This is a genomic window from Micromonospora okii, from assembly GCF_020884795.1.
Taxonomy (GTDB): domain Bacteria; phylum Actinomycetota; class Actinomycetes; order Mycobacteriales; family Micromonosporaceae; genus Micromonospora; species Micromonospora okii.
The window spans coordinates 13,853-38,231 of sequence record NZ_BBZF01000025.1 but is presented as its reverse complement, the minus strand read 5'-3'; the positions used below and the strand labels follow the sequence as shown (position 1 = coordinate 38,231).

General features: G+C 73.6%; 20 protein-coding genes, 1 tRNA gene, 2 pseudogenes and 1 riboswitch. Of the genes and pseudogenes, 7 read left to right on the top strand and 16 right to left on the bottom strand.

All coding sequences use genetic code 11. The annotated features are described in order from the left end of the window. Window positions 1-53: 53 nt before the first annotated feature. Window positions 54-1,337: an aspartate aminotransferase family protein gene (locus LPU43_RS24325; protein WP_229402842.1), complete on the bottom strand. Its 1,284-nt coding sequence runs from the start codon at window positions 1,335-1,337 to the stop codon at window positions 54-56. A gap of 196 nt (window positions 1,338-1,533) precedes the next feature. On the opposite strand from LPU43_RS24325, the gene LPU43_RS24320 reads away from it, so the two are divergent. Beyond that, window positions 1,534-3,180, top strand: a complete 1,647-nt coding sequence (locus tag LPU43_RS24320; RefSeq protein WP_229402841.1) for an acyl-CoA dehydrogenase family protein — start codon at window positions 1,534-1,536, stop codon at window positions 3,178-3,180. 9 nt (window positions 3,181-3,189) lie between these two features. On the opposite strand, the gene LPU43_RS24315 is transcribed toward LPU43_RS24320, so the two are convergent. Further along, entirely contained in the window at window positions 3,190-3,579 is a 390-nt protein-coding gene (locus LPU43_RS24315; RefSeq protein ID WP_229402840.1) for a bleomycin resistance protein, read from the bottom strand. Between the two features lie 81 nt (window positions 3,580-3,660). On the opposite strand from LPU43_RS24315, the pseudogene LPU43_RS28590 reads away from it, so the two are divergent. The 5 genes and pseudogenes from LPU43_RS28590 to LPU43_RS24295 form a co-directional block, all read left to right on the top strand. Continuing rightward, window positions 3,661-3,829 (top strand): annotated as a pseudogene (locus LPU43_RS28590) (IS30 family transposase); the annotation flags it as partial. Between the two features lie 205 nt (window positions 3,830-4,034). Then, window positions 4,035-4,207: riboswitch (cobalamin riboswitch) on the top strand. Window positions 4,208-4,250: 43 nt separating this feature from the next. Continuing rightward, window positions 4,251-5,225: an ABC transporter substrate-binding protein gene (locus LPU43_RS24310; RefSeq protein WP_229402839.1), complete on the top strand. Its 975-nt coding sequence runs from the start codon at window positions 4,251-4,253 to the stop codon at window positions 5,223-5,225. A gap of 56 nt (window positions 5,226-5,281) precedes the next feature. Then, window positions 5,282-6,286, top strand: coding sequence for an iron chelate uptake ABC transporter family permease subunit (locus tag LPU43_RS24305; RefSeq protein WP_229402939.1), 1,005 nt, complete (start codon window positions 5,282-5,284; stop codon window positions 6,284-6,286). After that, a pseudogene (locus LPU43_RS24300) lies at window positions 6,286-6,792 on the top strand (ABC transporter ATP-binding protein); the annotation flags it as partial. The gene LPU43_RS24305 and the pseudogene LPU43_RS24300, both read left to right, overlap by 1 nt. Before the next feature lie 251 nt (window positions 6,793-7,043). Beyond that, window positions 7,044-7,742, top strand: a complete 699-nt coding sequence (locus tag LPU43_RS24295) for a (2Fe-2S) ferredoxin domain-containing protein (protein WP_229402837.1) — start codon at window positions 7,044-7,046, stop codon at window positions 7,740-7,742. 546 nt (window positions 7,743-8,288) lie between these two features. Here LPU43_RS24295 and LPU43_RS24290 read toward each other — a convergent pair. The 10 genes from LPU43_RS24290 to ald form a co-directional block, all read right to left on the bottom strand. Beyond that, entirely contained in the window at window positions 8,289-8,597 is a 309-nt protein-coding gene (locus tag LPU43_RS24290; protein ID WP_255686627.1) for a transposase, read from the bottom strand. 364 nt (window positions 8,598-8,961) lie between these two features. Further along, window positions 8,962-9,035 (bottom strand) — tRNA-Pro (locus tag LPU43_RS24285). Between the two features lie 208 nt (window positions 9,036-9,243). Beyond that, complete coding sequence (der, locus tag LPU43_RS24280; RefSeq protein ID WP_229402835.1) at window positions 9,244-10,647, bottom strand: ribosome biogenesis GTPase Der; 1,404 nt, start codon at window positions 10,645-10,647, stop codon at window positions 9,244-9,246. After that, complete coding sequence (gene cmk, locus LPU43_RS24275) at window positions 10,644-11,324, bottom strand: (d)CMP kinase (RefSeq protein ID WP_229402834.1); 681 nt, start codon at window positions 11,322-11,324, stop codon at window positions 10,644-10,646. Before cmk ends, der begins: the two co-directional genes overlap by 4 nt. A gap of 185 nt (window positions 11,325-11,509) precedes the next feature. Beyond that, window positions 11,510-12,280: a pseudouridine synthase gene (locus LPU43_RS24270; protein WP_229402833.1), complete on the bottom strand. Its 771-nt coding sequence runs from the start codon at window positions 12,278-12,280 to the stop codon at window positions 11,510-11,512. Continuing rightward, on the bottom strand, window positions 12,267-13,271 hold the full coding sequence (gene scpB / locus LPU43_RS24265; protein ID WP_229402832.1) for an SMC-Scp complex subunit ScpB: 1,005 nt from the start codon (window positions 13,269-13,271) through the stop codon (window positions 12,267-12,269). The genes LPU43_RS24270 and scpB overlap by 14 nt, the downstream gene beginning before the upstream one ends. Continuing rightward, complete coding sequence (locus LPU43_RS24260; RefSeq protein WP_373321807.1) at window positions 13,264-14,343, bottom strand: segregation and condensation protein A; 1,080 nt, start codon at window positions 14,341-14,343, stop codon at window positions 13,264-13,266. Before LPU43_RS24260 ends, scpB begins: the two co-directional genes overlap by 8 nt. A gap of 199 nt (window positions 14,344-14,542) precedes the next feature. Beyond that, window positions 14,543-15,466 (bottom strand): ParA family protein, encoded by a 924-nt coding sequence (locus LPU43_RS24255; protein WP_229402830.1) that lies wholly within the window; start codon window positions 15,464-15,466, stop codon window positions 14,543-14,545. Between the two features lie 173 nt (window positions 15,467-15,639). Further along, window positions 15,640-16,641: a site-specific tyrosine recombinase XerD gene (locus LPU43_RS24250; RefSeq protein ID WP_229402938.1), complete on the bottom strand. Its 1,002-nt coding sequence runs from the start codon at window positions 16,639-16,641 to the stop codon at window positions 15,640-15,642. Beyond that, a complete protein-coding gene (gene ald, locus LPU43_RS24245) occupies window positions 16,638-17,753 on the bottom strand; it encodes an alanine dehydrogenase (protein ID WP_229402829.1) in 1,116 nt (371 codons plus the stop codon). The genes LPU43_RS24250 and ald overlap by 4 nt, the downstream gene beginning before the upstream one ends. 291 nt (window positions 17,754-18,044) lie before the next feature. Between ald and LPU43_RS24240 the strand changes: the two genes are divergently transcribed. Then, window positions 18,045-18,296, top strand: coding sequence for a TM2 domain-containing protein (locus LPU43_RS24240; RefSeq protein WP_229402828.1), 252 nt, complete (start codon window positions 18,045-18,047; stop codon window positions 18,294-18,296). A 78-nt stretch (window positions 18,297-18,374) separates the two neighbouring features. On the opposite strand, the gene LPU43_RS24235 is transcribed toward LPU43_RS24240, so the two are convergent. The 4 genes from LPU43_RS24235 to LPU43_RS24220 form a co-directional block, all read right to left on the bottom strand. Then, the gene (locus LPU43_RS24235) at window positions 18,375-18,980 is read right to left on the bottom strand and encodes an NUDIX domain-containing protein (RefSeq protein WP_229402827.1); all 606 of its coding nucleotides are present in this window, start codon (window positions 18,978-18,980) and stop codon (window positions 18,375-18,377) included. Beyond that, a complete protein-coding gene (pyrG, locus tag LPU43_RS24230; RefSeq protein ID WP_229402826.1) occupies window positions 18,977-20,731 on the bottom strand; it encodes a CTP synthase in 1,755 nt (584 codons plus the stop codon). The genes LPU43_RS24235 and pyrG overlap by 4 nt, the downstream gene beginning before the upstream one ends. 182 nt (window positions 20,732-20,913) lie before the next feature. Further along, window positions 20,914-23,205, bottom strand: coding sequence for a hypothetical protein (locus LPU43_RS24225; protein WP_306416163.1), 2,292 nt, complete (start codon window positions 23,203-23,205; stop codon window positions 20,914-20,916). Continuing rightward, a complete protein-coding gene (locus LPU43_RS24220; RefSeq protein ID WP_229402825.1) occupies window positions 23,205-24,365 on the bottom strand; it encodes a glycosyltransferase family 4 protein in 1,161 nt (386 codons plus the stop codon). The genes LPU43_RS24225 and LPU43_RS24220 overlap by 1 nt, the downstream gene beginning before the upstream one ends. Window positions 24,366-24,379: the final 14 nt, after the last annotated feature.

Here is a 24,379-nt window from a genome sequence, read left to right as displayed (position 1 = left end):
GGCGGGACCTCGCCAGGATCGCCGACCACCTGCCAATAGCGGCGCCGGCCGACTCATCGGCCATCGGTGGAGCGGCCCTTTCCCACCGTGTCGACCGGCAACCGGGCCAGCGCGGCCTCGACCACCTCGAACGCCTCCGCCAGCTCCGTGTCCTGTGCGATCAGCGGGGGCAGGAGCCGCAGGGTCTCCGGGCGGCTCATGCACGGCGAGACGAGCAGCCCGGCGTGGGCCAGATCCAGGATCAGCTGCCCGGCGAGATGGGGGTTGGCGAGATCCAGGCCCCACAACAGCCCTCGGCCCCGCACATCCGTGACGAGCCTTGGCCAGCGTTCACGCACGCGGGCAAGCCTCTCTGCCATCTGCCGGGCGATGTGCTCCCCGCGGTGCGCGAGGTCCTCGACTGCGGCGAGCGCGGCCGGGAGCGCCGCACAGGCCAGCGGGTGGCCGGCGAAGGTGCTCGTGTGCACGAGCGGATCCTTGATCAACGGGGCGTACAGGTGCTCGGCACAGATCGCCGCCGAGAGTGGCAGCACCCCGCCGCCCAGCGGCTTGCCGAGCAGGATCGCGTCGACCGGTAGGCCGGCGGCGAGGGCGACCGAACGCTCGCCGCAGCGCCGCAACCCGCTCTGGATCTCGTCGGCGATGACCATGGCGCCGTGGGCGTGCGCGTCGGCGCACCACCGCCGCAGCACGTCGACGTCGAGAGGCCGAACGCCGTTCTCGCCCTGCACCGGTTCGAACAGCACCGCCGCCACCGCCCCGTCGTCGGTCGCCCGCCGTACCGCGTCGGCATCGTCGGCGGGTACGTGCACCACACCGGTCAGCAGGTCGTCCAGGCCCGCTCGGTAACGGTGGTGATGGGTCAGCGCCAACGCGCCGAGCGACTTGCCGTGGTAGCCCCCCTCCACGGCGACGATCCGGGTACGTCCGGTGGCCATCCGCGCCAGCTTGACGACGGCCTCGACGGCGTCGCTGCCGTTGAGACCGAAGTAGACCCGGCGCAGCCCGCCACCCAGGTAGTCGACGAGTTCGGCCGCAGCCGCGGTGGCCACCGGGTTGAGCAACGACCGGCTGGCGGTGGGCAGTCGGTCGAGCTGGCCCCGCACCGCTGCCACCACCTCGGGGTGCCGGTGGCCCAGCAGGGTGACCGCGTATGAGCCGAAGTCGAGGGCCACCCGCCCGTCGGAGAGCACCACCCGGCAACCCTCGGCGGACTCTTCCACCGCGCCCCGGCCGATGAGCTTTCCTGCTACCGCGAGGCTTGGGGGAAGGTGACGACGGGCCTGGCTGAACGCCTCGCGCGCCGACACCGCCGACGAGCCGTCGGGATGCGGCATGTTAACCCCCATGAATATGGTTGAGGCCACATAGTACCCATCCCCCGACCGGCCGAGGCCATCTTGACCGTCAGCGCCGGCGGCGATACGGTGCAGCCCCGGAATCCATTTTCGAGAGTCACTTATGTCATCTCGACCGGCCAGTTCCGCCTGGCAACGGCTCGTGCCCGGAGCGCCCACGGACTCCGCAGCTCTGATGTCCATCGACGAGTACCTGGCTGAACCGTCGACCGCACGAGAACTGGACAGGGTGGAGCTGACGGGCGCGTACCCCACAAATCTTGTGGCCGCGCTGCACGAACGTGGTCTGGCCGACCTGCTGGCACCCGCCAACGCAAGCACGCGGCAGTTGTGCGAGCTGCACGCCGTCACAGCTCGGCGCAGCGGCAGCCTCGCGATCACGGTGGGGGTGACCGGCCTGGCCCTGCTCCCCGTCTACCTGTCGGGAACCGCCGCGCAACAGGCGGGCGTGACCACGGCCCTGCTTGCCGGAGCCAGCGCGGCCCTGCTGCTCAGCGAGTGGGAGCACGGCTCCAACCTGTTACGCAATACGGCGCGAGCTCACGCCGAGGCCGGCGGCTATCGCCTGACCGGCACGAAACAACTCATCAATGGCGGCAGTGAGCACGACCTGCTGGTGGCGTTGCTCCGGACCGGTGAGCCGGGCGTCGTCGACGGGCTCAACGCGCTGTCGCTGTTCCTGGTGCCCCGCGACCGCACCGTCGAGGCCCTGCCGCGCTGGCGTACCGGGCCGACCCGTGGCGCGGACATCTCGGGAGTCCGGTTCGCCGACACGTACGTTCCGGCCGATGCGCTGCTGGGTCGGGCGGGGACGGGTTTCTCGCAGGTGCAGAAGACGCTGATGATGTCGCACGCCGGCATCGCGGCGCTGGCGTCCGGCTCGCTCTCCGGCGCCACCGAGGTCGCCATCGCGTACGCTCGCCAGCGTGACGTGTACGGCCAGCCGATCGTCACCCTCGGCGCGATAGCGGAGCATCTCGTCCGGATGACAGTGCTGGACACGGTGGTGGCGGCCACCGCGGTGAAGGCGGCCTGCGCGGTCAACGTCCACGGTCCCGGGGGTGGTTACCTCGCGACCGTGGCCAAGTACCTGTGTCCCCGGCTGGCAGAGGAAGCGATTACCGAGGGACGCCGGGTGCTCGGCGCGCGGGCGCTGCTGGATGAGCATCCGTACGCACGGTACGTCCGTGACGTGCCGCTGTACTCCGTCTTCGACGGCACCAGTCACGTCATGCTCGAGGATCTCAGTGCCCGGCTGCCACGTCTGCGGCCCGCCACCACCGGGGATACCACGCTGGCCGGCACCGGCGAGTGCTACTCCGCCGGACCGCGCCGCATCGTCGACATCGCACGCCGTGGCTGGCGGCCGTACTCCCCGCCCCTGACCCAGCGATGCGCGGATCTGTCGCAAGCGAGCGGTTGCGCCCGGGTCGCTGCGCTCGATCGGATGGCGCACGTGCTGCGCGCCATCGTGGGGGCGGCGCGCGCACGCGGCATCTGGGCCGTCGACCAGGCGCTGCGGTTCTCGGCCGCCTCCTCACTGGCGGAGATCGAGGCGCTGCTGGCCACGTGCGAGTTGGTCTGCCCTGCGTGTCGGGACACCGTCGGGGTGACGGGTGTCAGCAGCGTGACGGATCGGGCCGCGCTCGACTACGCCACCTGGTGGCTCGGCAATCGGGTCGTGCGCCGACTGCAGGACCTGATCGAGGAAGCCGACGCTCCCGGGACGCTCGTGGCGGAGCTTCCCCGCCCGGCGCCGGCACGGGAGGCCCGGGAGGTGTTGCGAGCGGCGGTGCTGGGGCGGCACGCCGGGGAGGCGTGACCGTAGGCGTCAGCCATCCATGCGTGAACCGAATTTGATCATGTTGTTGTCCGGGTCGACGTGGACGGCCTCCCGGAGGCCGTACTCCGTGTCCCGGGACGGCCCGGTCCGGCCGCCGACCCCCGCCTGCCGCCATTCATCCGCCAGCGCGGCGGCGTCGTGCACGTAGAGGTAAACGCAGGCCGCTCCGCGTGCCGGGTCGTGGTCCGGGGTGTGCGAGAGGTGCAGCTGAACGCCGTCGCGCACCGCGAACGCGTACTCCGCGCCGTCAGCGTACGGGGTCACCTCGAAGCCGAGCTGCGCATAGTGCTCCACTGCCCGTTGCAGGTCCGCGACGGGAAAGATGGGCGCGAATCCAATGAGCGCCGGCCGGTCGAGGGACGTGGATTCGGTCGTCATCAGGCCACCATGCCACACCTCGGCCGCCTCTGGCTGCCATCGGCTTGACACCGGCCGATGCAATCTTCGGCTTCCGGTGGTGACGATCAGGCTTACCGGGTGTCTCACGAGGCGATCTGCCAGTGGGTGTACGCCCAGCCGGTATCCACCCTGGCCCGGGAGCTGATCCGGCTGCCGCACCGCCCGCCGTGGCGGTGCCCGCCCCGCACCGGCACCACGCATCCGTGAGCCCCGCTACCTGGACGAACGCCGCATATTCACCGAACTCGTCGAGACGAATGCTTCCACCGACTGAACTCGCCCAGCAGGCCGGTCCCCGGTCGAGCGCCTTCGCCGAGCCGTCTGTGCGCGTCGCTGCGTTGCTGATCCGACGACACCTCACGCGAGCGGGCACGGTGAACCACCGTGGTCTCCGACCATGACCTAGGCCACGGTGACGATGCCGTCTGGTTTGGTTAGGGTGGCCTGGCCGTGGTGTTCGGGAAGCCGGTGTGAGACCGGTGCGGCCCTCGCCACTGTGATCGGGATGCTGGAGGCCACCGAAAGGTCACTGGGCGCATGCCTGGGAAGGCCGGCCGCCGGCGCACCACCCGTCAGCCAGGAGACCGGCCACGGCACCTGCACGACCCGTCCACGAGGTGCTGGAAGGTGGTCCCGCTATGCGGTCCCCTGTGTCCTGGCGCGTTGCTGCGCCGCTGTCCGTCCTGCTCGCCCTGCTCGGCGGCTGCGCCGCAACCGGCGACAACAAGCCGGCCACCACGGCGTCGACTTCGGCAGGGCCAGTCGCACTCACCAACTGCGGCACACCGGTCACCGTCACGAAGCCCCCGGCGCGGGCGGTGACGATGAACCAGTCCGCCACCGAGATCATGCTGGCGCTCGGTTTGCAGGACCGGATGGCCGGCACCGCCTACCTCGACGACCAGGTGCTGCCCGCGTACGCCGCGGCGTACGCGAAGGTGCCGGTACTGGCCAAGGAGTACCCGTCGAAGGAGAAGCTGCTCGACATCGCGCCCGACTTTGTCTACGCCTCCTTCGCGAGTGCGTTCAGCGACGAGGGGGTCGGCGACCGCGCCGATTGGCAGAAGCTGGGCGTGGGCACGTACGTCTCCGCCGCCGGCTGCCCGAAAGACACGCGGCCGGCGAAGCTGGCGATGGATGACGTGTTAGCCGAGTTCCGTGAAATCGCCGCGATCTTCGGTGTAGGGGAGCGGGCCGAGGCGCTGATCGCCGACCAGCAGGAGCGCATCGCGAAAGTGTCAGCGGGCGCGAAGGGCACGCGGGTGCTGTGGTGGGACGCCGGCAACGACGCGCCCAGTGCCGGCGCCTGTTGCGGCAGCCCGGCCATGATCATGTCTGCGGCCGGGGTCACCAACATCTTCGCCGACCTGAACGGCAGTTGGGCCGACACCAGCTGGGAGACGGTCGTCGAGCGGAACCCGGGCGTCATCGTGCTCATCGACGCGAGCTGGGATCCCGCCGCTGCCAAGCAAGCGTTCCTCGAAAAGCACGCGACGCTCAAAGACCTGCCCGCCGTCAAGGCCAAGCGGTACGTCGTCCTGGACTTCTCTTCCACCTCCGCGGGCGTGCGGAACGTGCTCGCCGTTGAGGCCCTGGCCCGGGGTGTCGGCGGGGTGGGCAACTGACCACCGCTGCCACCCGGCCGGCGCGGGCCCTGGCGCGGCCGGTTCGTGCGGTGCGCATGGTGGCCGTGGTGGTCGTGCTCGCGGGCGGCCTGTTGCTGTCGGTGGCTGCGGCCGTGACGGTGGGGCCGGCAGACCTGTCGCTAGGCACCGTGTGGTTGGTCATCACCAACCATCTCGGCCTGACGAGTGCCGACGTGCCGCTGCTGCGCGACCACATCGTGTGGGAGCTGCGGCTGCCGAGGGTGCTGGGCGCCGCCGTGGTCGGGGCCGGGCTCGCCGCCTCCGGGGCGGTCATGCAGACCGTCACCCGGAACCCGCTCGCCGACCCGTACCTGTTGGGCGTCTCCTCCGGGGCGTCGCTCGGCGCCGTCGCCGTTCTGGTCCTGGGCCTCGGCGCGGGTGCTGCGGCGCTCACCGGGGGTGCGTTCGCGGGGGCGCTCGCCGCGTTCGCCGTCGTGGTCGCTGCCGCCGGCCGGCAAGCGGTCCTGCGACCGACCCGGGTGGTGCTGGCCGGCGTCGCCGTCGCGCAGCTGTGCGCCGCGCTGACCTCGTTCGTGATCATCTGGGCGGCCGACCCGCACGCGACCCAGAGCATCACCTTCTGGCTGTCCGGCTCGCTCGCCCGCGCCGACTGGGCCGCACTCGGATGGGCGGCGCCGGTGCTCGCGGCGGTGTTCGCCGTGATCCTCTGGTTCGCCCGTGCGCTCAACGCGTTCGCGTTCGGCGAAGAGGCCGCCGCCGCCCTCGGCGTTGCCGTCGGGCGTGTCCGGTGGCTGCTGCTGGTCACCACCGCGCTGCTGACCGCCGTGCTGGTCGCGATCAGCGGCGCGATCGGCTTCGTCGGCCTGCTGCTGCCGCACGCCGCGCGGCGGTTTACCGGCCCCGACCACAGGCGGCTGCTGCCGATCGTCGTCCTCGCCGGAGCGATCTTTCTGATCTGGGTGGACACCGCGGCCCGGACCCTGTTTGAACCCCGCGAGCTACCGGTGGGCGTGCTGACCGCCCTGCTCGGGGTGCCCGCGTTCGTGCTACTGCTGCGCCGACGGGATGGGAACGCCTGATGCTCGACATCCGCGATGTCTCGTGGTCAGTGCCGGCCGCTCGCCTCCTCGACCGGGTGACCTGCTCGGTGCCGCGCGGCACCCTGGTCGGCCTGCTCGGCCCGAACGGGTCCGGCAAGACCACCCTGCTGCGGGTCGTCGCCGGCTTGATCGCCCCCGGGTCCGGGACCGTGACCGTCGCGGGCGACGACGTGGCCAGGCTGCCGCGTGCCGCTGCGGCGCGGCGGATGGCCCTGCTCGCCCAGTACGCCGAGACCGACCTCGACCTGACCGCGCTCGATGTGGTGCTGCTCGGCCGCACCCCGCACCGCCGCTCCCGCTGGTCCGACAGCGACACCGACCGGGCGGCCGCGGCCGACGCTCTCGAACGCGTCGACATGACCGGGTACGCCCACCGCAAGTGGCAGACGCTGTCCGGCGGGGAACGCCAACGGCTGCAGCTCGCCCGAGCCCTGGCTCAGGAGCCGCAACTGCTACTGCTCGACGAGCCGACCAACCACCTCGACATCGGCCACCAGCTGCAGCTGCTGCACTTGGTCCGCCGCAGCGGCGTCACCACCCTCGCCGCACTGCACGACCTCAACCTGGCCGCGATGTTCTGCGACCTCGTGGTGGTGCTGCACCACGGCCGGGTCGTCGCCTCCGGACCGCCTGTCGGCGTGCTGACGCCCGCGTTGCTCGCCGACGTGTACGCCGTGGATGCTGACGTCACCGTGCACAACGGACACACGGTCATCACCTATCGCACACCGGCGGCATGAACGTCCTGCTCGTCTCATGCGGGGCGACCCACCACGGCGGCCACGACGCGATCCACCGCCTCGCTGCGGCGGTCGCCGAGGCTACGGGGGTACCGGTGCGGGCGTGTTTCCTCGACGGCGCCGAGCCGTCCCTGCACGCAGCCCTCGATGCCATACCGGAGCATGGCGAGGTTCTGCGCGTGGCCACGCACGTACCGCCCGACCGGTACCTCGACACCTGGATCCGCCGCGCGGTCGCCCACTGGCGCACCACACGGCACCGGCAGGCACGAATTCTCGTCGCCGCGCCGCTGGCGGCGCAGCCCGCGCTGGTCACGGAAGTCAGCGATGCCATCACCGGCGAACACACCACACTCGACGGCAACCCCGGACCGTTCCGCAGCCCGGCCTGGTCACAGATCACCCGCCACCGCCGGCACGTGCTGGTCTGCCGCGGGCCGCGCTGCACCGCATACGGCGCCGACCACGTCGCCGCCACCCTCGGCAACCGCCTGAAGGAGCACGGCCTCGGCGACGACGACGTCCTGGTCACCGCGACCGGCTGCCTGTTCCCACGCAACCTCGGCCCGCTCGTCGTCGTGTATCCCGACGACACCTGGTACGAACGCGTCGACGCAGGTCTCGCCGTCCGTATCACCGACGAGCACCTGCGGGATAGCAGGTCGGTTGGCGGCCGGCGCCCACGCGACTCGTGAATGCGTAGCCATCGACTCGGTCAGGAACCGCGGAGCGGCGAACCGGCGATGCTGCGTCGTCGCCATCGATGCGTTCCAGCCGACTGGGGCCAACGACTCACCGCTCCAACCAGCCCCGCTGTATGAGAATGTGACAAGGCCGCTACCGGCAAGCCAGCGGACCTGCCGTCATCCGCACTGTCCAGCGCCCGGAGTCGCCCCGCAGAGTCCCGGCGCACGAGGTCGTCGTGCACCGGCGGACCGACCTTCCGCCCTTGCCGCGACGCTTGCGTTTGCCGAAGGTGCTCCACCAGCCGCTATCCGAGCAGATTCTCCACGCGGTGCGCTCAGCCATCGCCTGTCCGGCCGTGCGGGCCTCATCGGCCAGGAACCGGTATCCGAACTCGGGATCATCGCGTGGGGGTCGACCAGCGCGTTCGCGCGGTGAGCGGCAACGAGTTCGGCGTCACCGACGGGGCGGGCGAGCCACCGGTAGTAGGGCTGGCGAGCGATGTTCAACTACCCGGCACGTCACCGCCACGGGGATCCCGTCGGCGGCCAGCTCGCTCACGAGCGGGTAGAGCCTTTTCCCGGCAGGTTCGCCTGCGACAGGTAGGCGGCGGCCCGGCGCAGAACCTCGTTCTCCTGTTCGAGGAGCTTGATCCGCTTGCGGGCCTCGCGCAGCTCGGCCGACTCGGTGCCGGTCGTCCCGGGGATGGCACCGGCGTCCATGTCCGCCTGGCGCAGCCACTTGAACAAGGTCATCGGGTGCACCCCGAAGTCCTTGGCGATCTGCTCGACCGTCACTCCCGCCTCGCGGTCACGAGCGACACGCACGACGTCATCACGGAACTCTCGGGGGTAAGGCTTGGGCACAGCGACATCCTTCCAGCCCGCCACCAGGGCAAGCCATATCAGATGTCACCTATCGGCGCAGAAGACCCTTCCGCCGCCGGGTGTATGACCTAATGGCCAAGGTCGGGGTCCGCAAGGTTCGACCCTACGACGCGCGGCACGCCTGCCTGACATACCTCGCCGGCGCTGGAGTGCCCGACGTCGTGCTGGCGGCTTGGGCCGGCCACGCAGACGGTGGCACGCTCGCCGAACGGGTCTACGTCCACCCAGACAGCAGCCATCGAAATCAAGCAGTACGAGCGTACGTGATGAATTGTGAGACGGCACAGCAAGAAGGCCCCGACCCACTGAAGTGAATCAAGGCCCTGACCTGCCTTTTTTGCTGTCGGGACGGCCGGATTCGAACCGACGACCCCTTGACCCCCAGTCAAGTGCGCTACCAAGCTGCGCCACGTCCCGATGCCCCCGCGCGATCTCCCTGCGGCAGCCGGTACAGCTTAGCGCAGGATCTTGCCCCGGCGCGCACCGCCCCCTCCCCCGCCGAGCGGTGTCGAGCGGCATGACTCAATCCACCACCCCTACGCCGTCCTAGGAGGATAGGTGAGTTGCCGGGACCGAGAAGGCCGGGTGGGACAAGCTCCCACCCGGCCTTCTGCGACGTACAGGATCAGCCGTGCGCCTTGCCCCGGCCGCCCGGACCGAGCTTCTTGCGCGGGCGTACCGAGATCTCCACCGGGCTGCCCTCGAAGCCGAACTCCTCGCGCAGCCGGCGCTCGACGAAGCGCTGGTAGCCGGCGTCCAGCGGCGCGGTCGTGAAGAGCACGAAGCGCGGCGGGGCGACACCCGCCTGGGTGGCGAAGAGGATCTTCGGAGCCCGGCCCCCGCGCACCGGGTGCGGGGTGGCCTGCACCAGCGCGGTCAGCCACTGGTTGAGCTGCGCCGTCGGCACCCGGGTCTCCCAGCTCGCCAGGGCCTTGCGCAGCGCCGGGGCGAGCTTGTCGACGGCCCGGCCGGTCTTCGCCGACAGGTTGATCCGCAGGGCCCAGGGGATGCGCCGCAGCTCCCGCTCGATCTCCTTGTCCAGGTAGTACCGGCGGTCGCCGTCGACCAGGTCCCACTTGTTGAAGGCGATGACCAGGGCCCGGCCCGCCTCGGTGACCATCGACAGGATCCGCTGGTCCTGCTCGCTGATCGGCGCGCTGGAGTCGAGCAGCACCACCGCCACCTCGGCGGCCTCGATCGCCCCGGCCGTGCGCAGGCTGGCGTAGTACTCGGTGCCGCTGGCCTTGCCGACCCGCTTGCGCAGCCCGGCCGTGTCCACGAGCTGCCAGGTCTCCCCGCCGATGGTGACCAGGCTGTCCACCGGGTCGACGGTGGTGCCGGCGACCGAGTCGACGACCGCCCGCTCCTCCCCCGAGAAGCGGTTGAGCAGGCTCGACTTGCCCACGTTGGGCCGGCCGACGAGCGCCACCCGGCGGGGGCCGCGCGGGCGGTTCTCCACGATCGTCGGCGCCTCGGGCAGCGCCTCCAGGATCCGGTCGAGCAAATCGCCGGAGCCCCGGCCGTGCAGCGCCGAGACCGGGTACGGCTCGCCGAGGCCCAGCGACCACAGCGAGGTCGCCTCCATCTCGATCGAGGCGTTGTCGGCCTTGTTCGCCACCAGGATGACCGGCTTGGCGCTGCGCCGCAGCATCTTGACGGCGGCCTCGTCCACGTCCGTGGAGCCGACCACCGCGTCGACCACGAACAGCACCACGTCGGCCGTGGCGACGGCGATCTCGGCCTGCGCGGCGATCGCCGCCGCGCGGTCCTTCGCGTCCGGCTCCCAGCCGCCGGTGTCCACCACCGTGAACGCCCGGCCGGCCCACTGCGCGTCGTACGGGACGCGGTCCCGGGTCACCCCGGGAATGTCCTCCACGACCGCCTGCCGGCGGCCGATGATGCGGTTCACCAAAGTCGACTTGCCCACGTTGGGCCGGCCGACCACGGCCACCACGGGCACCGGCCCGGTCGGCTCCTCGGCGACGGCGTCCGGTTCGCGCAGCTCCACCCAGCCCCCGTCGCCGCTCATGCCACGCCCCGCTCGGTCAGCAGGGCGCGCAGCCGGTCGACGACCTCGTCGATGCCGAGCTCGGTGGTGTCCAGCACCACCGCGTCGTCGGCCTGCTGCAACGGGTCGGCCTTGCGGGTCGAGTCGAGCCGGTCCCGACGGGCCAGGTCGGCGGCGGTGGCGGCCACGTCGGCGGCGTCCTCGGCGCTGCGCCGCTGGGCGCGCGCCGCCTCGGAGGCGGTCAGGTAGACCTTCAGATCGGCGTCGGGCGCGACGACGGAACCGATGTCGCGGCCCTCCACGACGATCCGGCCGGCCTTGACGATCAGCTCCCGCTGGCGGGCCACCAGCAGCGCCCGCACCGACGGTACGGCGGCAACGGCGGAGACCGCCCCGGTGACCTCGGGGCCCCGGATGTCCGAGTCGACGGTCACCCCGTCGACGCTCACCCCGTACCCCTGGGGGTCGGTGCCGATGCTCAGGTCGACCTCGGCGGCGACCTTGCCCACCGACGCGGCGTCGGTCAGGTCGACCCCGGAGCGCAGCACCGCCCAGGTGACCGCCCGGTACATCGCGCCGGTGTCCAGGTAGCGGGCACCGAGGCCCGCGGCGAGCCGCCGGGAGACGGTGGACTTACCCGAACCGGACGGCCCGTCCACAGCGACCACGCAGCGCCCGGCCCGTACGTTTTCCTCCACCGTGATCCTCCTCAGCCCGTGCCTCGCGGGACCCGGCGGCCCGTCGCGAGCGGTTGTCGTCGGCGTCATCGTGTCCGCGCCCCACCGGGGGCCGCGCCCGACGCCGCCGGTGGCGACCCACGCCACCGTGCGCCCCGCCCGGGGCGCCACGGAAGCCTACCCGCTGTGGTACCCCGTCCCGCCGGTCAGTCACCCACCGCCTTGAACAGGGCGGCGACCTCGGCGTTGGTGAGCCGGCGGGTCCGCCCGGCGCGCAGGTCGCCGAGGCGGATCGGCCCGATCGAGGTACGGACCAGCCGGGACACCGGGTGCCCGACCTCGTCGAGCAGCCGTCGGACGATGTGCTTGCGCCCCTCGTGCAGGGTCAGCTCCACCTGGGCGGTCTTGCCCAGGGTGCCCACCACCTTGAAGGAGTCGACCGTCACCGGGCCGTCCTCCAGCTCGACGCCGGCCGCGAGCCGCTTGCCGAGGTTGCGCGGGATGGGCCCGGCCACCTCGCACAGGTACGTCTTCGACACCCCGTACGACGGGTGCATGAGCCGGTGGGCGAGGGTGCCGTCGTTGGTGAGCAGCAGCAGGCCCTCGCTGTCCGCGTCGAGCCGCCCGACGTGGTAGACCCGCTGCTCCACCCGGTTGCCCAGGAAGTCCGACAGGGCGGCGCGCCCCTTCTCGTCGGCCATGGTCGACACGACCCCGCGCGGCTTGTTCATCGCCAGGTAGACCAGGCGGGTGTCGGCGACGAGGCGCTCGCCGTCGACGTGGATGACGGCGTTGGCCGGGTCGACCTTGTCGCCGAGCTGGGCCACCCGGCCGTTCACGGTGACCCGGCGGCGGAAGATCAGGTCCTCGCAGGCGCGTCGGGAGCCCACGCCGGCGGCGGCCAGCACCTTCTGGAGGCGTTCGGCCCCCTCGAAGACGGGCGCGTCGGGTTTGGGGGCACGGTCATCGCGTCGCATCGGCAAGCTCTTCTACGTCGTCGGGGAGGAACGGGGCGAGCGGGGGCAGGTCGGCGACCGAGTTCAGCCCCAGCTTCTCCAGGAACAGGGTGGTGGTGCGGTAGAGGAACGCCCCGCTGTCCGCTTCGGTGCCGCACTCCTCGACCAGGCCACGGGTGACCAGCGTACGGATCACCCCGTCGCAGTTGACACCCCGGATGGCCGAGATGCGCGAACGGGTCACCGGCTGGCGGTACGCGACCACCGCCAGTGTCTCCAGCGCCGCCTGGGTCAGCCGGACCGACTGCCCGTCCAGCACGAACCGCTCGACGTAGGTCGCGTATTCCGGGCGGGTGTAGAGCCGCCAGCCGCCGGCGGCCCGGCGCAGCTCGAAGCCGTGCCCGGCGGCGGTGTAGCCGGCCGCGATGTCGTCGAGCAGGGGGCCGATCCGCTCGGGGGGCTGTTCGAGGACCTGGGCGAGGGTCAGCTCGCTGACGGGCTCGTCGACGACCAGCAGGATCGCCTCCAGCGCCCCGCGCAGCTCCGCGTCGTCCAGCACGGGGACGTGCTCGACGGGCGCGGCAACGACGCGACGCCGCCCCCGCCCCCGCTTCCCCGCCCCACCAGCCTCTGCCGCCCCGCCGGCCTCCGCCGCCGCACCGTTCCGGCTAGCCGCACCGCTCTCCGCGCTCACCCCACCCGCAAGGATCTTGGTACGGTCCGGCCCCTCCGTACCACGATCCGGGCTGACGTCCGGCTCGGTCGGCAGCGTGGGGGTGATCGGGGTCGCCGCGTCGGGGGCAGGCCCGGGGACGGGTTGCGCGGCGGGCTCGGGGGCGGGCTCCGAGGCGGCCGGCGGCACAGGCGATGGCACGGGCGGCGGGCTGACCGGGTCGGGGTCGGGCGGCTCGGCCGGGCCCGGCGCGGGCGTCGCGGCGGCGGGGCGCTGCCACGGTGGTACCCAGGCCGCCGCCTGGTCGGCCAGGGAGTCCCGACGCTCCTCGTCACTCATTGCGCTCCCGCTCTCCCTCTCGCTCTCCCTCGATCGGCTCCGGGTCGCCGACGCCGCCCGGTCCGGGGAGCCCGGGCTCCGCCACGTCGCCGACGCCGCCCGGTCCCAGGGGCCCGGGCCCCGCCGCGTCGCCGACCTGGCGGCCCTCACCCCCGCCCCCAGCCCCGTCTCCAGACCCGTCGCCGCCGGCCCCGGTGGCCGAGGGCGCCTCGCCCGCGTACTCGTCGATGTGCAGGTCGGTGGCCCCCTCGGCGGGGCCGGTCCAGCGGACCGTCAGCTCCTCCAGGGCCTGCTCCTGGACGAAGGCGACCAGCCCCTCCCGGTACAGCTCCAGCAGGGCCAGGAACCGGGCCACCACCTCCAGGGTGACCTCGCAGTCGGCGCAGAGCAGGGAGAAGGTCGCGGTGCCGGCCCGGCGCAGCCGCTCGGTGAGGATCGCCGCGTGCTCGCGGACGCTGACCCGGACCATGTGCACGTGCGCGATGGAGACCTCGGGCACGGGCTTCGGGGTCATCGCCCTGATGGCGAGCTTCAGCAGCCGCTCGGGGCCGATGCCGAGGACCAGGTCGGGCAGCGCCTCGGCGTACCGGGGCTCCAGGGTGACCGCCCGGGGGTAGCGCCGCCCGCCGACCGCCTCCAACTCGGCGATGTGCGCCGCCGCCTCCTTGTACGCCTTGTACTGCAACAGCCGGGCGAAGAGCAGGTCCCGCGCCTCCAACAGGGCCAGGTCGTCCTCGTCCTCGACCTCGGCGGCGGGCAGCAGCCGGGCTGCCTTCAGGTCGAGCAGCGTGGCGGCGATCAGCAGGAACTCGCTGGCCTCGTCGAGGTCCCACCGGTCGCCCATGGCCCGGATGTAGGCGATGAACTCGTCCGTGACCCGGTGCAGGGCGACCTCGGTGACGTCGAGCTTGTGCTTGCCGATGAGTTGCAGCAGCAGGTCGAACGGGCCGGTAAAGTTGTCCAGCCGGACGGTGAACCCGCTCGTGGCCTCGGCCACCGTGTCGGCGTCGGCCGTCGCCCCGGCCCCGGGGGGCGGGAGCGTGGCGGGCGGGTCGAGCGGCGGCGCGGTCACCGGACGACCGTAGTCCACGCTCCCCGGGGCGCGGCGGGAAGGCCGCCCGTGGGCACGACGGGAAGGCCATACGTCAGAACGGCGGGAAGGCCACCCGACAGCACGACGGGAAGGCCGCCCGTCACCAGGGCGGGAACGCTGGCCATGAGCACGCCGGGAACCCCGGCCGCGACCGCGCCGGAACGGCGGCGCACGCGGCCTACCGCTCCGCCTGGGCGGCGATCACCTCGCGGGCGAGCTGCCGGTAGTTGCGGGCGCCGGAGGAGGCCGGGTCGAGGGTGGTGATGGGGGCGCCGGCCACCGTCGACTCGGGGAACTTCACGGTCTTGGTGATCACCGTCTGGTAGACCTTGTCGCCGAACGCCTCGACGACCCGCTGGAGGACCTGCCGGCAGTGGGTGGTGCGGCTGTCGTACATGGTGGCGAGGATGCCCTCGAGCTCCAGGTCGAAGTTGAGCCGCTCGCGCACCTTGTCGATGGTGTCCAGCAGCAGCGCCACGCCCCGGAGGCTGAAGAACTCGCACTCCAGCGGGATGAGCACGCCGTGCGCGACGGTGAGCGCGTTGATCGCCAGCAGGCCCAAGGAGGGCTGGCAGTCGATCAGGATGTAGTCGTACTCCTTGCGGACCGACCGCAGCACCCGGGCCAGGGCCATCTCGCGGGCGACCTCGTTGACGAGCTGGATCTCGGCCGCGGAGAGGTCGATGTTGGCCGGCAGCAGGTGCAGGCCCGCCACGTCCGTCTTGATCAGGACGTCCTCGGCGGTGACGTCGTCCTGCATCAGCAGGTTGTAGACCGACAGGTCGAGGTTGTGCGGGTTGACCCCGAGCCCGACGGAGAGGGCACCCTGCGGGTCGAAGTCGACCAGCAGCACCTTGCGCCCGTACTCCGCGAGGGCCGCGCCCAGGTTGATCGTGGTGGTGGTCTTCCCGACGCCGCCCTTCTGGTTGGCCATCGCGATGATCCGGGCCGGCCCGTGCCGGTCGGTGGGCATCGGCTCGGGGATGGGCTTGCGCATCGTGTAGGCCGCCGGGTCCGCCGGGCCGAGATCCGCGCCGAGCGTGGCCTGCTGCTCGCGGAGCTCCGTCGTCCAGGTCTCGGCGCGGTCACCGTTGCCCGCCATGTCCTCGCTGCCCCCTCCCGACGACCAACCGGCGTCGGAGCCGCCCGACGTCCTCGTGGCGCCGCCGCGCACCCCGGCCGCCCCGCAAAGGTCCGCGCCATGCCGACTCTACGCCACCGACCAGCAGGGCGTTCGGCACCGGTACGGCGTGTCGGCCGACGCGCCGGCCCGGGTCAGCCGAGCGCGCGGGGGTGGGCCGTGGCGTACACCTCGCGCAGCCGCTCCACGGTGACCAACGTGTACATCTGGGTGGTGGTCACCGAGGCGTGGCCGAGTAACTCCTGCACCACCCGCACATCGGCGCCGCCGTCGAGCAGGTGGGTGGCGTACGAGTGACGCAGCGTGTGCGGGGAGACCGCCCCGGGGCCGTCCACCGGCAGGCCGGCCCGCTCGGCGGCCCGGCGCAGGATGGTCCACGCCCCCTGCCGGGTCAGCGCTCCCCCCCGGGCGTTGACGAAGACGGCGGGGGTGCCCCGGCCGGCGGCGACCAGGGCGGGCCGGCCGCGCACCAGCCAGGCCCGCAGCGCCTCGACGGCGTACCCGCCGATCGGCACCAGGCGGGTCCGGCCGCCCTTGCCGCGCAGCAGCGCCGTGCCCTCGTCGCTGTCCAGGTCGTCGACGGCCGCGCCCACGGCCTCGGAGATCCGCGCGCCGGTGCCGTACAGGAACTCCAGCAGCGCCCGGTCGCGCAGCGCCAGCGGCGCGCCCTCGCCGGTGGCCGCCACCGGGCCGGCGGTCTCCAACAGCCGGACCACCTGGTCGACGGAGAGCGCCCGGGGCAGCCGGCGGGGCGGCGCGGGCGGCCGGACGTCGCGGCTCGGGTCCGCTCCGGTCAGCCCCTCGCGCAGCGCGAAGCGGTGCAGGCCGCGCACGGCCGACGCCGCCCGGGCGGCCGAGGAGACCGCGAGGGGCGGGTTGCCGTCGTCGCCGGCGCGCAGCCGGGCCAGGTGCGCCTCGACCTGGCCGGCGTCGACGGCGGCCAGGTCGGCGACGCCGGCCGAGGCCAGCGTCGCGAGGTAGCGCTCCAGGTCCCGACGGTACGACGACAGGGTGTTCGCGGAGAGCCCGCGCTCGACGGTGAGGTGGTCGAGGTAGCCGCGCACGACGCGGCGCAGGGCCGGGGCGGGCTGCTCGCCCTCCCCGGCCCCGTCCGGTGCGTTCCCCCGCTCGGTCAGGCCAGCACCTCGTCCAGCGGCAGGGCCGGGACGCCGTGCGCCTCGGCGACCGGCCCGTAGACCACCTGGCCGTCGTGGGTGTTCAGGCCCAGCGCCAGGGCCGGGTCGCGGCGCAGCGCCTCGCGCCACCCCTGGTTGGCCAGCTCCAGCGCGTACGGCAGGGTGACGTTGGTCAGCGCGTAGGTGCTGGTGTGCGGCACCGCCCCGGGCATGTTCGCCACGCAGTAGAAGATCGAGTTGTGCACCTGGTAGGTGGGCTCGGCGTGCGTGGTGGGGCGGGAGTCCTCGAAGCAGCCGCCCTGGTCGATGGAGATGTCGACCAGCACGCTGCCGGGCTTCATCCGGGACACCAGCTCGTTGGAGATCAGGGTCGGGGCCTTCGCGCCGGGCACGAGGACCGCGCCGATGACCAGGTCCGCGTCGAGCACGGCCCGCTCGATCTCGTACGCGTTCGAGGCGACGGTCTGCAGGTGACCCCGGTAGATGGCGTCGGCCTGGCGCAGCCGGGCGACGTTCTTGTCGAGCAGCAGCACCTCGGCCTGGAGGCCGAGCGCGATGGCGGCGGCGTTCATGCCGGACACGCCCGCGCCGATGACCACGGTCTTCGCCGCGTACACGCCGGAGACCCCGCCCATCAGGACGCCGCGCCCGCCGCCCTGCCGCTGGAGGTGGTACGCGCCGACCTGCGGGGCGAGCCGGCCGGCCACCTCGGACATCGGGGCGAGCAGCGGCAGCGACCGGTCGGGCAGCTCGACGGTCTCGTACGCGATGCCGGTGACCTTCCGGTCGACCAGCGCGTCGGTGCACGCCTTGGACGCGGCCAGGTGCAGGTAGGTGAAGAGCACCTGCCCCTCGCGCATCCGGTGGTACTCCTCGGCGACCGGCTCCTTGACCTTGAGCACCAGCTCGGCGGTCTGCCACACCTCGTCGGCGGTGGCCAGGATCGTGGCCCCGGCCGAGGCGAACTCCTCGTCGGTGATGCTCGACCCGACGCCGGCACCGGACTCGACGAAGACCTCGTGGCCACTGCGGACGAACTCGTTGACGCCCGCCGGCGTGATCGCCACGCGGTACTCGTGGTTCTTGACCTCGCGGGGGATTCCGACCTTCACGACGTAGACACCTCTCTCCGGGGCCATCCCACCCCCGACGCCGCCGGTGCGTGGAGGCTCCGTTGCCGCCGCGGTCCACCGATTCCGTCGGCGGCAGTCTAGGCGCGCCACCGGGCCGACGACGCCGACACAGTGACAACCGCTGTCCGCCGGTGCTGACGATGTGTCAGGCGTCGGGCGGGCCCACGGTGGACACGACCTCAGCCGTCAGGACAGTGTTCGTCCCTGATCGTCCCGCCTGTGGGGGTGCGCTGCGGACACGACGCGTGTGGATCACTAGGGTGTCGCCCCATGACCACTCCTTATCAGCAGTACCCGCAGGGCGTCTCCGACAAGAGCAAGGTCGTCGCGGGCCTCCTCGGCATCCTGCTCGGCACGTTCGGCGCCGGGCGGTTCTACATGGGCGACACCAAGACCGGCGTGATCCAGCTCATCGTGAGCCTGGTGACCTGCGGCGTCGGCGGCCTCTGGGGCCTCATCGACGGCATCCTGATCCTGGTCAACGGTGGCGTCGACGGGCAGGGTCGCCCGCTGCGCGACTGACCCTCGCGGCGCCCCTGGCGCCCAGGACCGGCAAGGGGCCGTGCGGCGTCGCCGCGCGGCCCCTTCCGTCGTGCCCCGTCAGCGCGGCAGCGGCGCGTCCGGCCGGCGCAGCGACGGCCAGCCGGAGTCCCGGACCCGCGCGGCGGCGAGCACCCCCGCCACGGCGGAGGCGTTGGTGATCTCCCCGGCCAGCACCATCCGCACCGCCTCGTCGAGGTCGACCCGGACCACCTGGAGGTCGGCCTCCTCCTCGCTGCGCTCGTGGCGTTGCCCGGCCGGCACGTCGGCCAGGTCCCGGGCCAGGAAGACCCGGACGACCTCGTCGGAGAAGCCGGGCGAGCTGTGCAGGTCCACCAGCACGTCAACGGTGCGGGCGGTCAGGTCCGCCTCCTCGGCCAGCTCGCGGACCGCCGCGGCGGCCAGGTCCTCCCCCGAGACGTCCATCAGGCCGGCGGGCAGCTCCCACAGGTGCCGGCCGACCGGGTGCCGGTACTGGCGGATCAGCACCACCCGGCCGGCGTCGTCGAGCGCCACGACGGCGACCGCGCCGACGTGCTTGACGTAGTCGCGGGCGGCGGTGCCGCCGCCGGGCATGGTGACCTCGTCGGTGACCACGGAGAAGATCCGGCCGGCGAAGCGCTCCCGCCGGTCGGCCACCTCGTACCGGTGCTCGGCGGCGCTCACCGGTTCGCCGCCGCCTTCTCCTCGGCCGCCGCGCCGCCGTCGCGCTCGGCCCGCTCCGCCGCCTCCGCGACGGCGTCCAGGTCCACGGGGAGCTGGTCGGCCTCCGAGTACGCCACGGCGGCCTTCACGAACGCCGCGAACAGCGGGTGCGGCCGGGTCGGGCGGCTCTTCAGCTCGGGGTGGGCCTGGGTGGCCACGAAGAACGGGTGCAGGGCGCGGTCCAGCTCGATGAACTCGACCAGCCGGCCGTCCGGGGAGGTGCCGGAGAAGGTCAGCCCGGCCCGGGTGAGCCGGTCGCGGTAGGCGTTGTTCACCTCGTACCGGTGCCGGTGCCGCTCGCTGATCTCGGTGGCGCCGTACGCCTCGGCGACGATCGACCCCTCGGCCAGCTTCGCCGGGTACGCCCCCAGCCGCATGGTGCCGCCCAGGTCGCCCCTGCCGGCGACGATGTCCTCCTGGTCGGCCATGGTCGCGATGACCGGGTGCGTGGCCTCGGAGTCGAACTCCAGCGAGTTCGCCCCGTCCAGGCCGGCCAGGTGCCGGGCCACCTCGATGGTCATGCACTGCAGGCCGAGGCAGAGGCCGAGCAGCGGCACGCCGTTCTCCCGGGCGTACCGGGCGGTGCCGATCTTGCCCTCGATGCCGCGCACGCCGAAGCCGCCGGGGATGACGATGCCGTCGACGCCGGCCAGGGCCGCCGCCGCGCCGGCCGGGGTGACGCAGTCGTCGCTGGGCACCCAGCGCAACTGCACCCGGGCCCGGTGGCCGAACCCGGCCGCCCGGATCGCCTCGCTCACCGACAGGTACGCGTCGGGCAGGTCGACGTACTTGCCGACCACCGCCACGGTGACGGTGTGCCGGGGCCGGTGGACCCGGTCGAGCAGGTCGTCCCAGCTCGCCCAGTCGACGTCGCGGAAGGAGAGGCCGAGCCGGCGCACCACGTACGCGTCGAGCCCCTCGCGGTGCAGCACCTTCGGGATGTCGTAGATGCTCGGCGCGTCCGGGGCGGCGGTGACGGCCTCCCGGTCCACGTCGCAGTACAGCGACAGCTTCTGCTTCACCTTGTCCGGGATCTCCCGGTCGCAGCGCAGCACCAGCGCGTCCGGCTGGATGCCGATGCTGCGCAGCTGGGCCACCGAGTGCTGCGTCGGCTTGGTCTTCAGCTCCCCCGACGGGGCCAGGTACGGCACCAGCGAGACGTGGAGGTAGAAGCAGTTGTCCCGGCCGAGGTCGTGGCGGACCTGGCGGATCGCCTCGAGGAACGGCAGCGACTCGATGTCGCCGACGGTGCCGCCGACCTCGGTGATCACCACGTCGGGGATCTGGCCGTCGCCGTCGGGGTCGGCCATGCCGAGGATCCGCGCCTTGATCTCGTTGGTGATGTGCGGGATCACCTGGACGGTGTCGCCCAGGTACTCGCCGCGCCGCTCCTTGGCGATCACCGCCGAGTAGATCTGGCCGGTGGTGACGTTCGCCTTGCCGGACAGGTCCCGGTCGAGGAAGCGCTCGTAGTGCCCCACGTCGAGGTCTGTCTCCGCGCCGTCCTCGGTGATGAAGACCTCACCGTGCTGGAACGGGTTCATCGTCCCGGGGTCGACGTTGAGGTACGGGTCGAGCTTCTGCATCACCACGCGCAGGCCGCGCGCCGAGAGCAGATTACCGAGGCTGGAGGCGGTGAGGCCCTTTCCCAACGAGGAGGCGACGCCCCCGGTGACGAAAATGTGCCTGGTCGTCCGTGCTGAAGGGGCCAAGGCCTGCTCCCGTGTCGTCCGTAGCGGTCGTGCGAACCGCCGTGCCGATCAGCGCCGAACAGCCGGGGTGTCCCGGCCGGGGGCCACATGATCACGCGATCCACGGGACTCCACGGTAACACCTCCCCGGGCCGGGCCCGCAGGCCGCACCCGAGGTCGCCCGGCCGGGGCGCCCCTCGGGGTCAGGCCGTCGCGGCCCCGGTCGACGCGCGGGCGGCCGGATCGGGCGCGGCCACGCCGCCGTGGGCCGCGCCGCCGCCCGCCCCCTCGCCCGGGTCGGCGCCGCCGACCGGAGCGTCGCCGCCGGTCGGGATGTCGTCGTCGGCCGGGCGGCGGGGCGCGGCCAGCGGGCGGCCGTTGGCCGGACCGCCGTCGCCCGGCTGCGTCCGGTCCGTGGAGTGGTCGAGCACCCGCAGCGCGGCCAGCGCCGCCATCGGCACCACCAGCGCGCCGGCGGCACCCGCCACGTCGAGCGCCGAGCCGCCGAGCAGCCCCGCGAGGACGGCCGCCACCGCCGTGCCGGCCATCGCGGCCCGCATCGCCGGGTAGATGCCGAACAGCCGCATCAGGCCGCCCCACGGCTGGAGCAGGGCGAACCAGACCAGCAGCGCGCCGGCCAGGGCCAGCACCGTCAGCGGGCTGTCGACCATGGTCTGGAAGTTGGCGCTGCCGGAGCGGTGCACGGTCAACCCGCCGGTGCCGTCGCCGAGGGCGGCCAGGAAACGGCCGAGGCTGCCCCGCTCGGCGGCCGGCCGGCGCAGGTCGACCACCGCGAAGCCGACGGTGAGCGCCAGCCCCGCCATGGCCGCCCAGACCAGCCGGCTGATGGTCAGCCAGCCGCCGGTGCTGATCGCGGCGGCCACGCTCACCCCGGCGGTGAGCGCGATCGCGCCGATCGAGTCCGCGCCCAGGTACGGGCTGCCGACCACGACCACGGCGATCCCGCCGACGGCGACCACGACCGCGGGCCGCCACTGGCGGCGTACCCGCTGGGCCAGCCAGCCGGCGCACAGCAGGGAGCCGGCGACGAACACCCCCAGCGCGACGGTGCCCAGGCCGGAGAACCGCCCGCCCTCCAGGGCCGAGTAGCCGACCACCCCGTTGAGCTGGAGCCGGGCCCCGGTGAGCACGTCGGCGGCGACCACGAGGGTGGCCAGGCCGGCGACCGCGCCCAGCGGCCCGAGCGTGGAGGCGTGCCCGGGGGCGAACCGGACGACGGCGGTCGCACCGACCACCAGCAGCACCGTCACCGCCGCGAACCACGCTCCGGCGTGGTCGCCGCGCCACCACGGCACCACGTCGGCGAGCAGGGCGGCCGGCACGGCCAGGGCGGCGGCGATCAGCAGCAGCTCGACGGCCGCCACCACCCGCCGGGGCACCGGCGCGGGGCCGACCGGCCCGGCGTGCCGGCGGGCGCGGCGCAGCAGCGGCAGCACCGCCACGGCGAGCAGCACCTGCGCGCCGACGAGCACGGCGAAGAACCAGTCGGCGACCCGACGCTGGGCGCTGGTCTCCCGGTCGGCGTCGGCCGGCTCGGCGAGCGCGGACGGCAGGTCCGCCGGCCGGCCGTCGGCGGAGACCGCCGGCCGGCCGAGGAAGCGCCGCTCCGGGATCGGCCGGCCGAGCGCGGTGAGGGCCGTCGGTGCCAGGTCGACCAGTTGCAGGTATCCCTCCCGGCCGGTGGTCGGGGAGGTGAGCCAGCCCCGCTCCCAGCCGGGCCCGTCGGCCACGGCGACGTGCAGTCGCGCCGGGAAGTCGGTGTCGGAGATCCCGGCGACCAGCACCAGGGAGTGCGGCGGCCGGGCGGCGAGCACCCGGGCCAGGTCGGCGTCGGCCCGGCGGGCCTGCTCGGCCCGGGTCGCCCGGTCCTCCCCCGCGACGGTGCCGAGGTCGACGATGCTGAGCACGCAGGAGCCGAGCAGTGGGGCCGGGTCCTGGGGCAGCCCCGGGGCGTACCGGTCGACGCGGCCGAACGGACGGGCGGCGGCCACCGCCGCGCCGGGGCCCACCGCCACCGAGCAGCGCACCGACTCCGACAGCGCGCCGGGCACCGCGCCCCAGGGCAGGCGCTCCTGGTTGTGCTGCACGACGCTCTCCTGGTCGGGCAGGTTCGCGCCGATGCCGTCGGGCTGCTCCACGCTCACCCCGGCCGCCGGGCAGGCGCCGCCGCCCCGGCTGCCGTTCCAGGCGGCGAAGTTGCCGGCGCCCAGGGTCAGCCAGCCGTCCACGGGGCAGGTGGGCCGGTGCGCGGAGCGCACCGACAGCGAGCCGATGGAGCCCCGCTCGGCCATCCGCCACAGCGTCGGGGTGGTCCGCGGGTCCACGTCGTCCCAGCGCAGGCCGGCCACCCCGACCAGCACCACGAAGTCGGCGGTGCGCCGGGGGGTCTCGCCCGCCGGGCGCGCGGCCAGGGCGCCGACGCCCAGGACCACGACCAGCAGGGTCAGCAGCGCCGGAGTGAGTCTGCGCAGCATCACCGGCGTCCCGCCGACGGGGTGCCGGCGTCTCCGGCGGCCGGGCCGGCCGGGGCCAGCTCCGCGTAGAGCGCGGCCAGCTCGGCGACGGTGTCCGCCTCGGTGGGCCAGGTCGCCGCGCGGGCGGCCCCGGCCCGGCCCAGCGCGGCCCGGCGGTCGGGGTCGTCGAGCAGCGCGCGCACCGCCGCGTCGACGGCGTCGACGTCGCCGGGGGGCACCAGCACGGCGGCGTCGCCGACCAGCTCCGGCAGGCCGCCCACGGCGGTCGCCACCAGCGGCACGCCGGCGCGCATCGCCTCCTGGGCGAAGAGCTGGCGGGCCTCCCAGTCGCTGGTGACCACGGCCAGGTCTGCGCCGGCCAGCAGGTCGGCCACGTCGGTGCGGTGCCCGAGCAGGGTGACCGGGGCGCGGGCGGCGGAGACCCGGGCGGCCAGCGGCAGGTACGACGGGCCGCTGCCGGCGATCACCACGGCGGGCGGCGGGGTCCGGCCGCGCCACCGGGCGGCGGCGTCGATGAGCACCTCGTACCGCTTCTGGGGGTGCAGCCGGCCGACCGAGACGACGAGCTGCTGGTCGGCGGCGACGCCGAACTCGGCACGGACGGCGGCCCGGCGGCGGCGCGGCGGGGGCAGCGCCGGCGCGGCGACCGGGGCGAGCCGGGCGTCGGCGGCGCCGAGCGCGGCGGCCCGTGCGACGAGGTCGGCGGAGGCGCCGAGGGTCACCCGGGCGCCCCGGGCGACGACGCGCTCGGCGAGGCGGGACAGCCCGCCGCGCACCCCCCGGGCGAGCACCGCGTTGTGCCAGGTGACCACGAGCGGGGCGGCCGGCCGGGTGAGGGTGGCGACGAGCCCGGCCCGCAGCCCGTGGGCGTGCAGCACGGCGACCGGCTCGTCGGCCAGCGTCCGGCGCAGCGCCGCGACCGCCCGGGCGTCGGCCGGGGTGGGGCTGGCGGGGATCTCCACGGACCGGAAGCGGGTGCCCGCCCCGGTGAAGTCGAACTGCTCCTCGGTGGCGGCAGGCCCGCAGACGAGCACCGACGCGCCCGCCGCGGCGAGCCCCCGGGCGACCGAGCGGACGTGCTGGCCGACACCGCCGGTGCTGGAGGCCAGCAGCAGCGCCACCGTGCCGTGCCAGGAGACCGTCGGCGTCGGGGCCGTCACCGCGACCACCCCCG

What these genes read in the sequence shown, in the direction of transcription:
- scpB (WP_229402832.1), bottom strand. Translation starts at nt 13,271, where the DNA reads ATGAGTGACGAGGAGCGTCGGGACTCCCTGGCCGACCAGGCGGCGGCC.
- LPU43_RS24320 (WP_229402841.1), top strand. Translation starts at nt 1,534, where the DNA reads ATGTCCATCGACGAGTACCTGGCTGAACCGTCGACCGCACGAGAACTG.
- LPU43_RS24295 (WP_229402837.1), top strand. Translation starts at nt 7,044, where the DNA reads ATGAACGTCCTGCTCGTCTCATGCGGGGCGACCCACCACGGCGGCCAC.
- LPU43_RS24325 (WP_229402842.1), bottom strand. Translation starts at nt 1,337, where the DNA reads ATGCCGCATCCCGACGGCTCGTCGGCGGTGTCGGCGCGCGAGGCGTTC.
- LPU43_RS24305 (WP_229402939.1), top strand. Translation starts at nt 5,282, where the DNA reads ATGGTGGCCGTGGTGGTCGTGCTCGCGGGCGGCCTGTTGCTGTCGGTG.
- LPU43_RS24225 (WP_306416163.1), bottom strand. Translation starts at nt 23,205, where the DNA reads ATGCTGCGCAGACTCACTCCGGCGCTGCTGACCCTGCTGGTCGTGGTC.
- LPU43_RS24270 (WP_229402833.1), bottom strand. Translation starts at nt 12,280, where the DNA reads ATGCGACGCGATGACCGTGCCCCCAAACCCGACGCGCCCGTCTTCGAG.
- LPU43_RS24255 (WP_229402830.1), bottom strand. Translation starts at nt 15,466, where the DNA reads ATGGCGGGCAACGGTGACCGCGCCGAGACCTGGACGACGGAGCTCCGC.
- der (WP_229402835.1), bottom strand. Translation starts at nt 10,647, where the DNA reads ATGAGCGGCGACGGGGGCTGGGTGGAGCTGCGCGAACCGGACGCCGTC.
- LPU43_RS24240 (WP_229402828.1), top strand. Translation starts at nt 18,045, where the DNA reads ATGACCACTCCTTATCAGCAGTACCCGCAGGGCGTCTCCGACAAGAGC.
- LPU43_RS24315 (WP_229402840.1), bottom strand. Translation starts at nt 3,579, where the DNA reads ATGACGACCGAATCCACGTCCCTCGACCGGCCGGCGCTCATTGGATTC.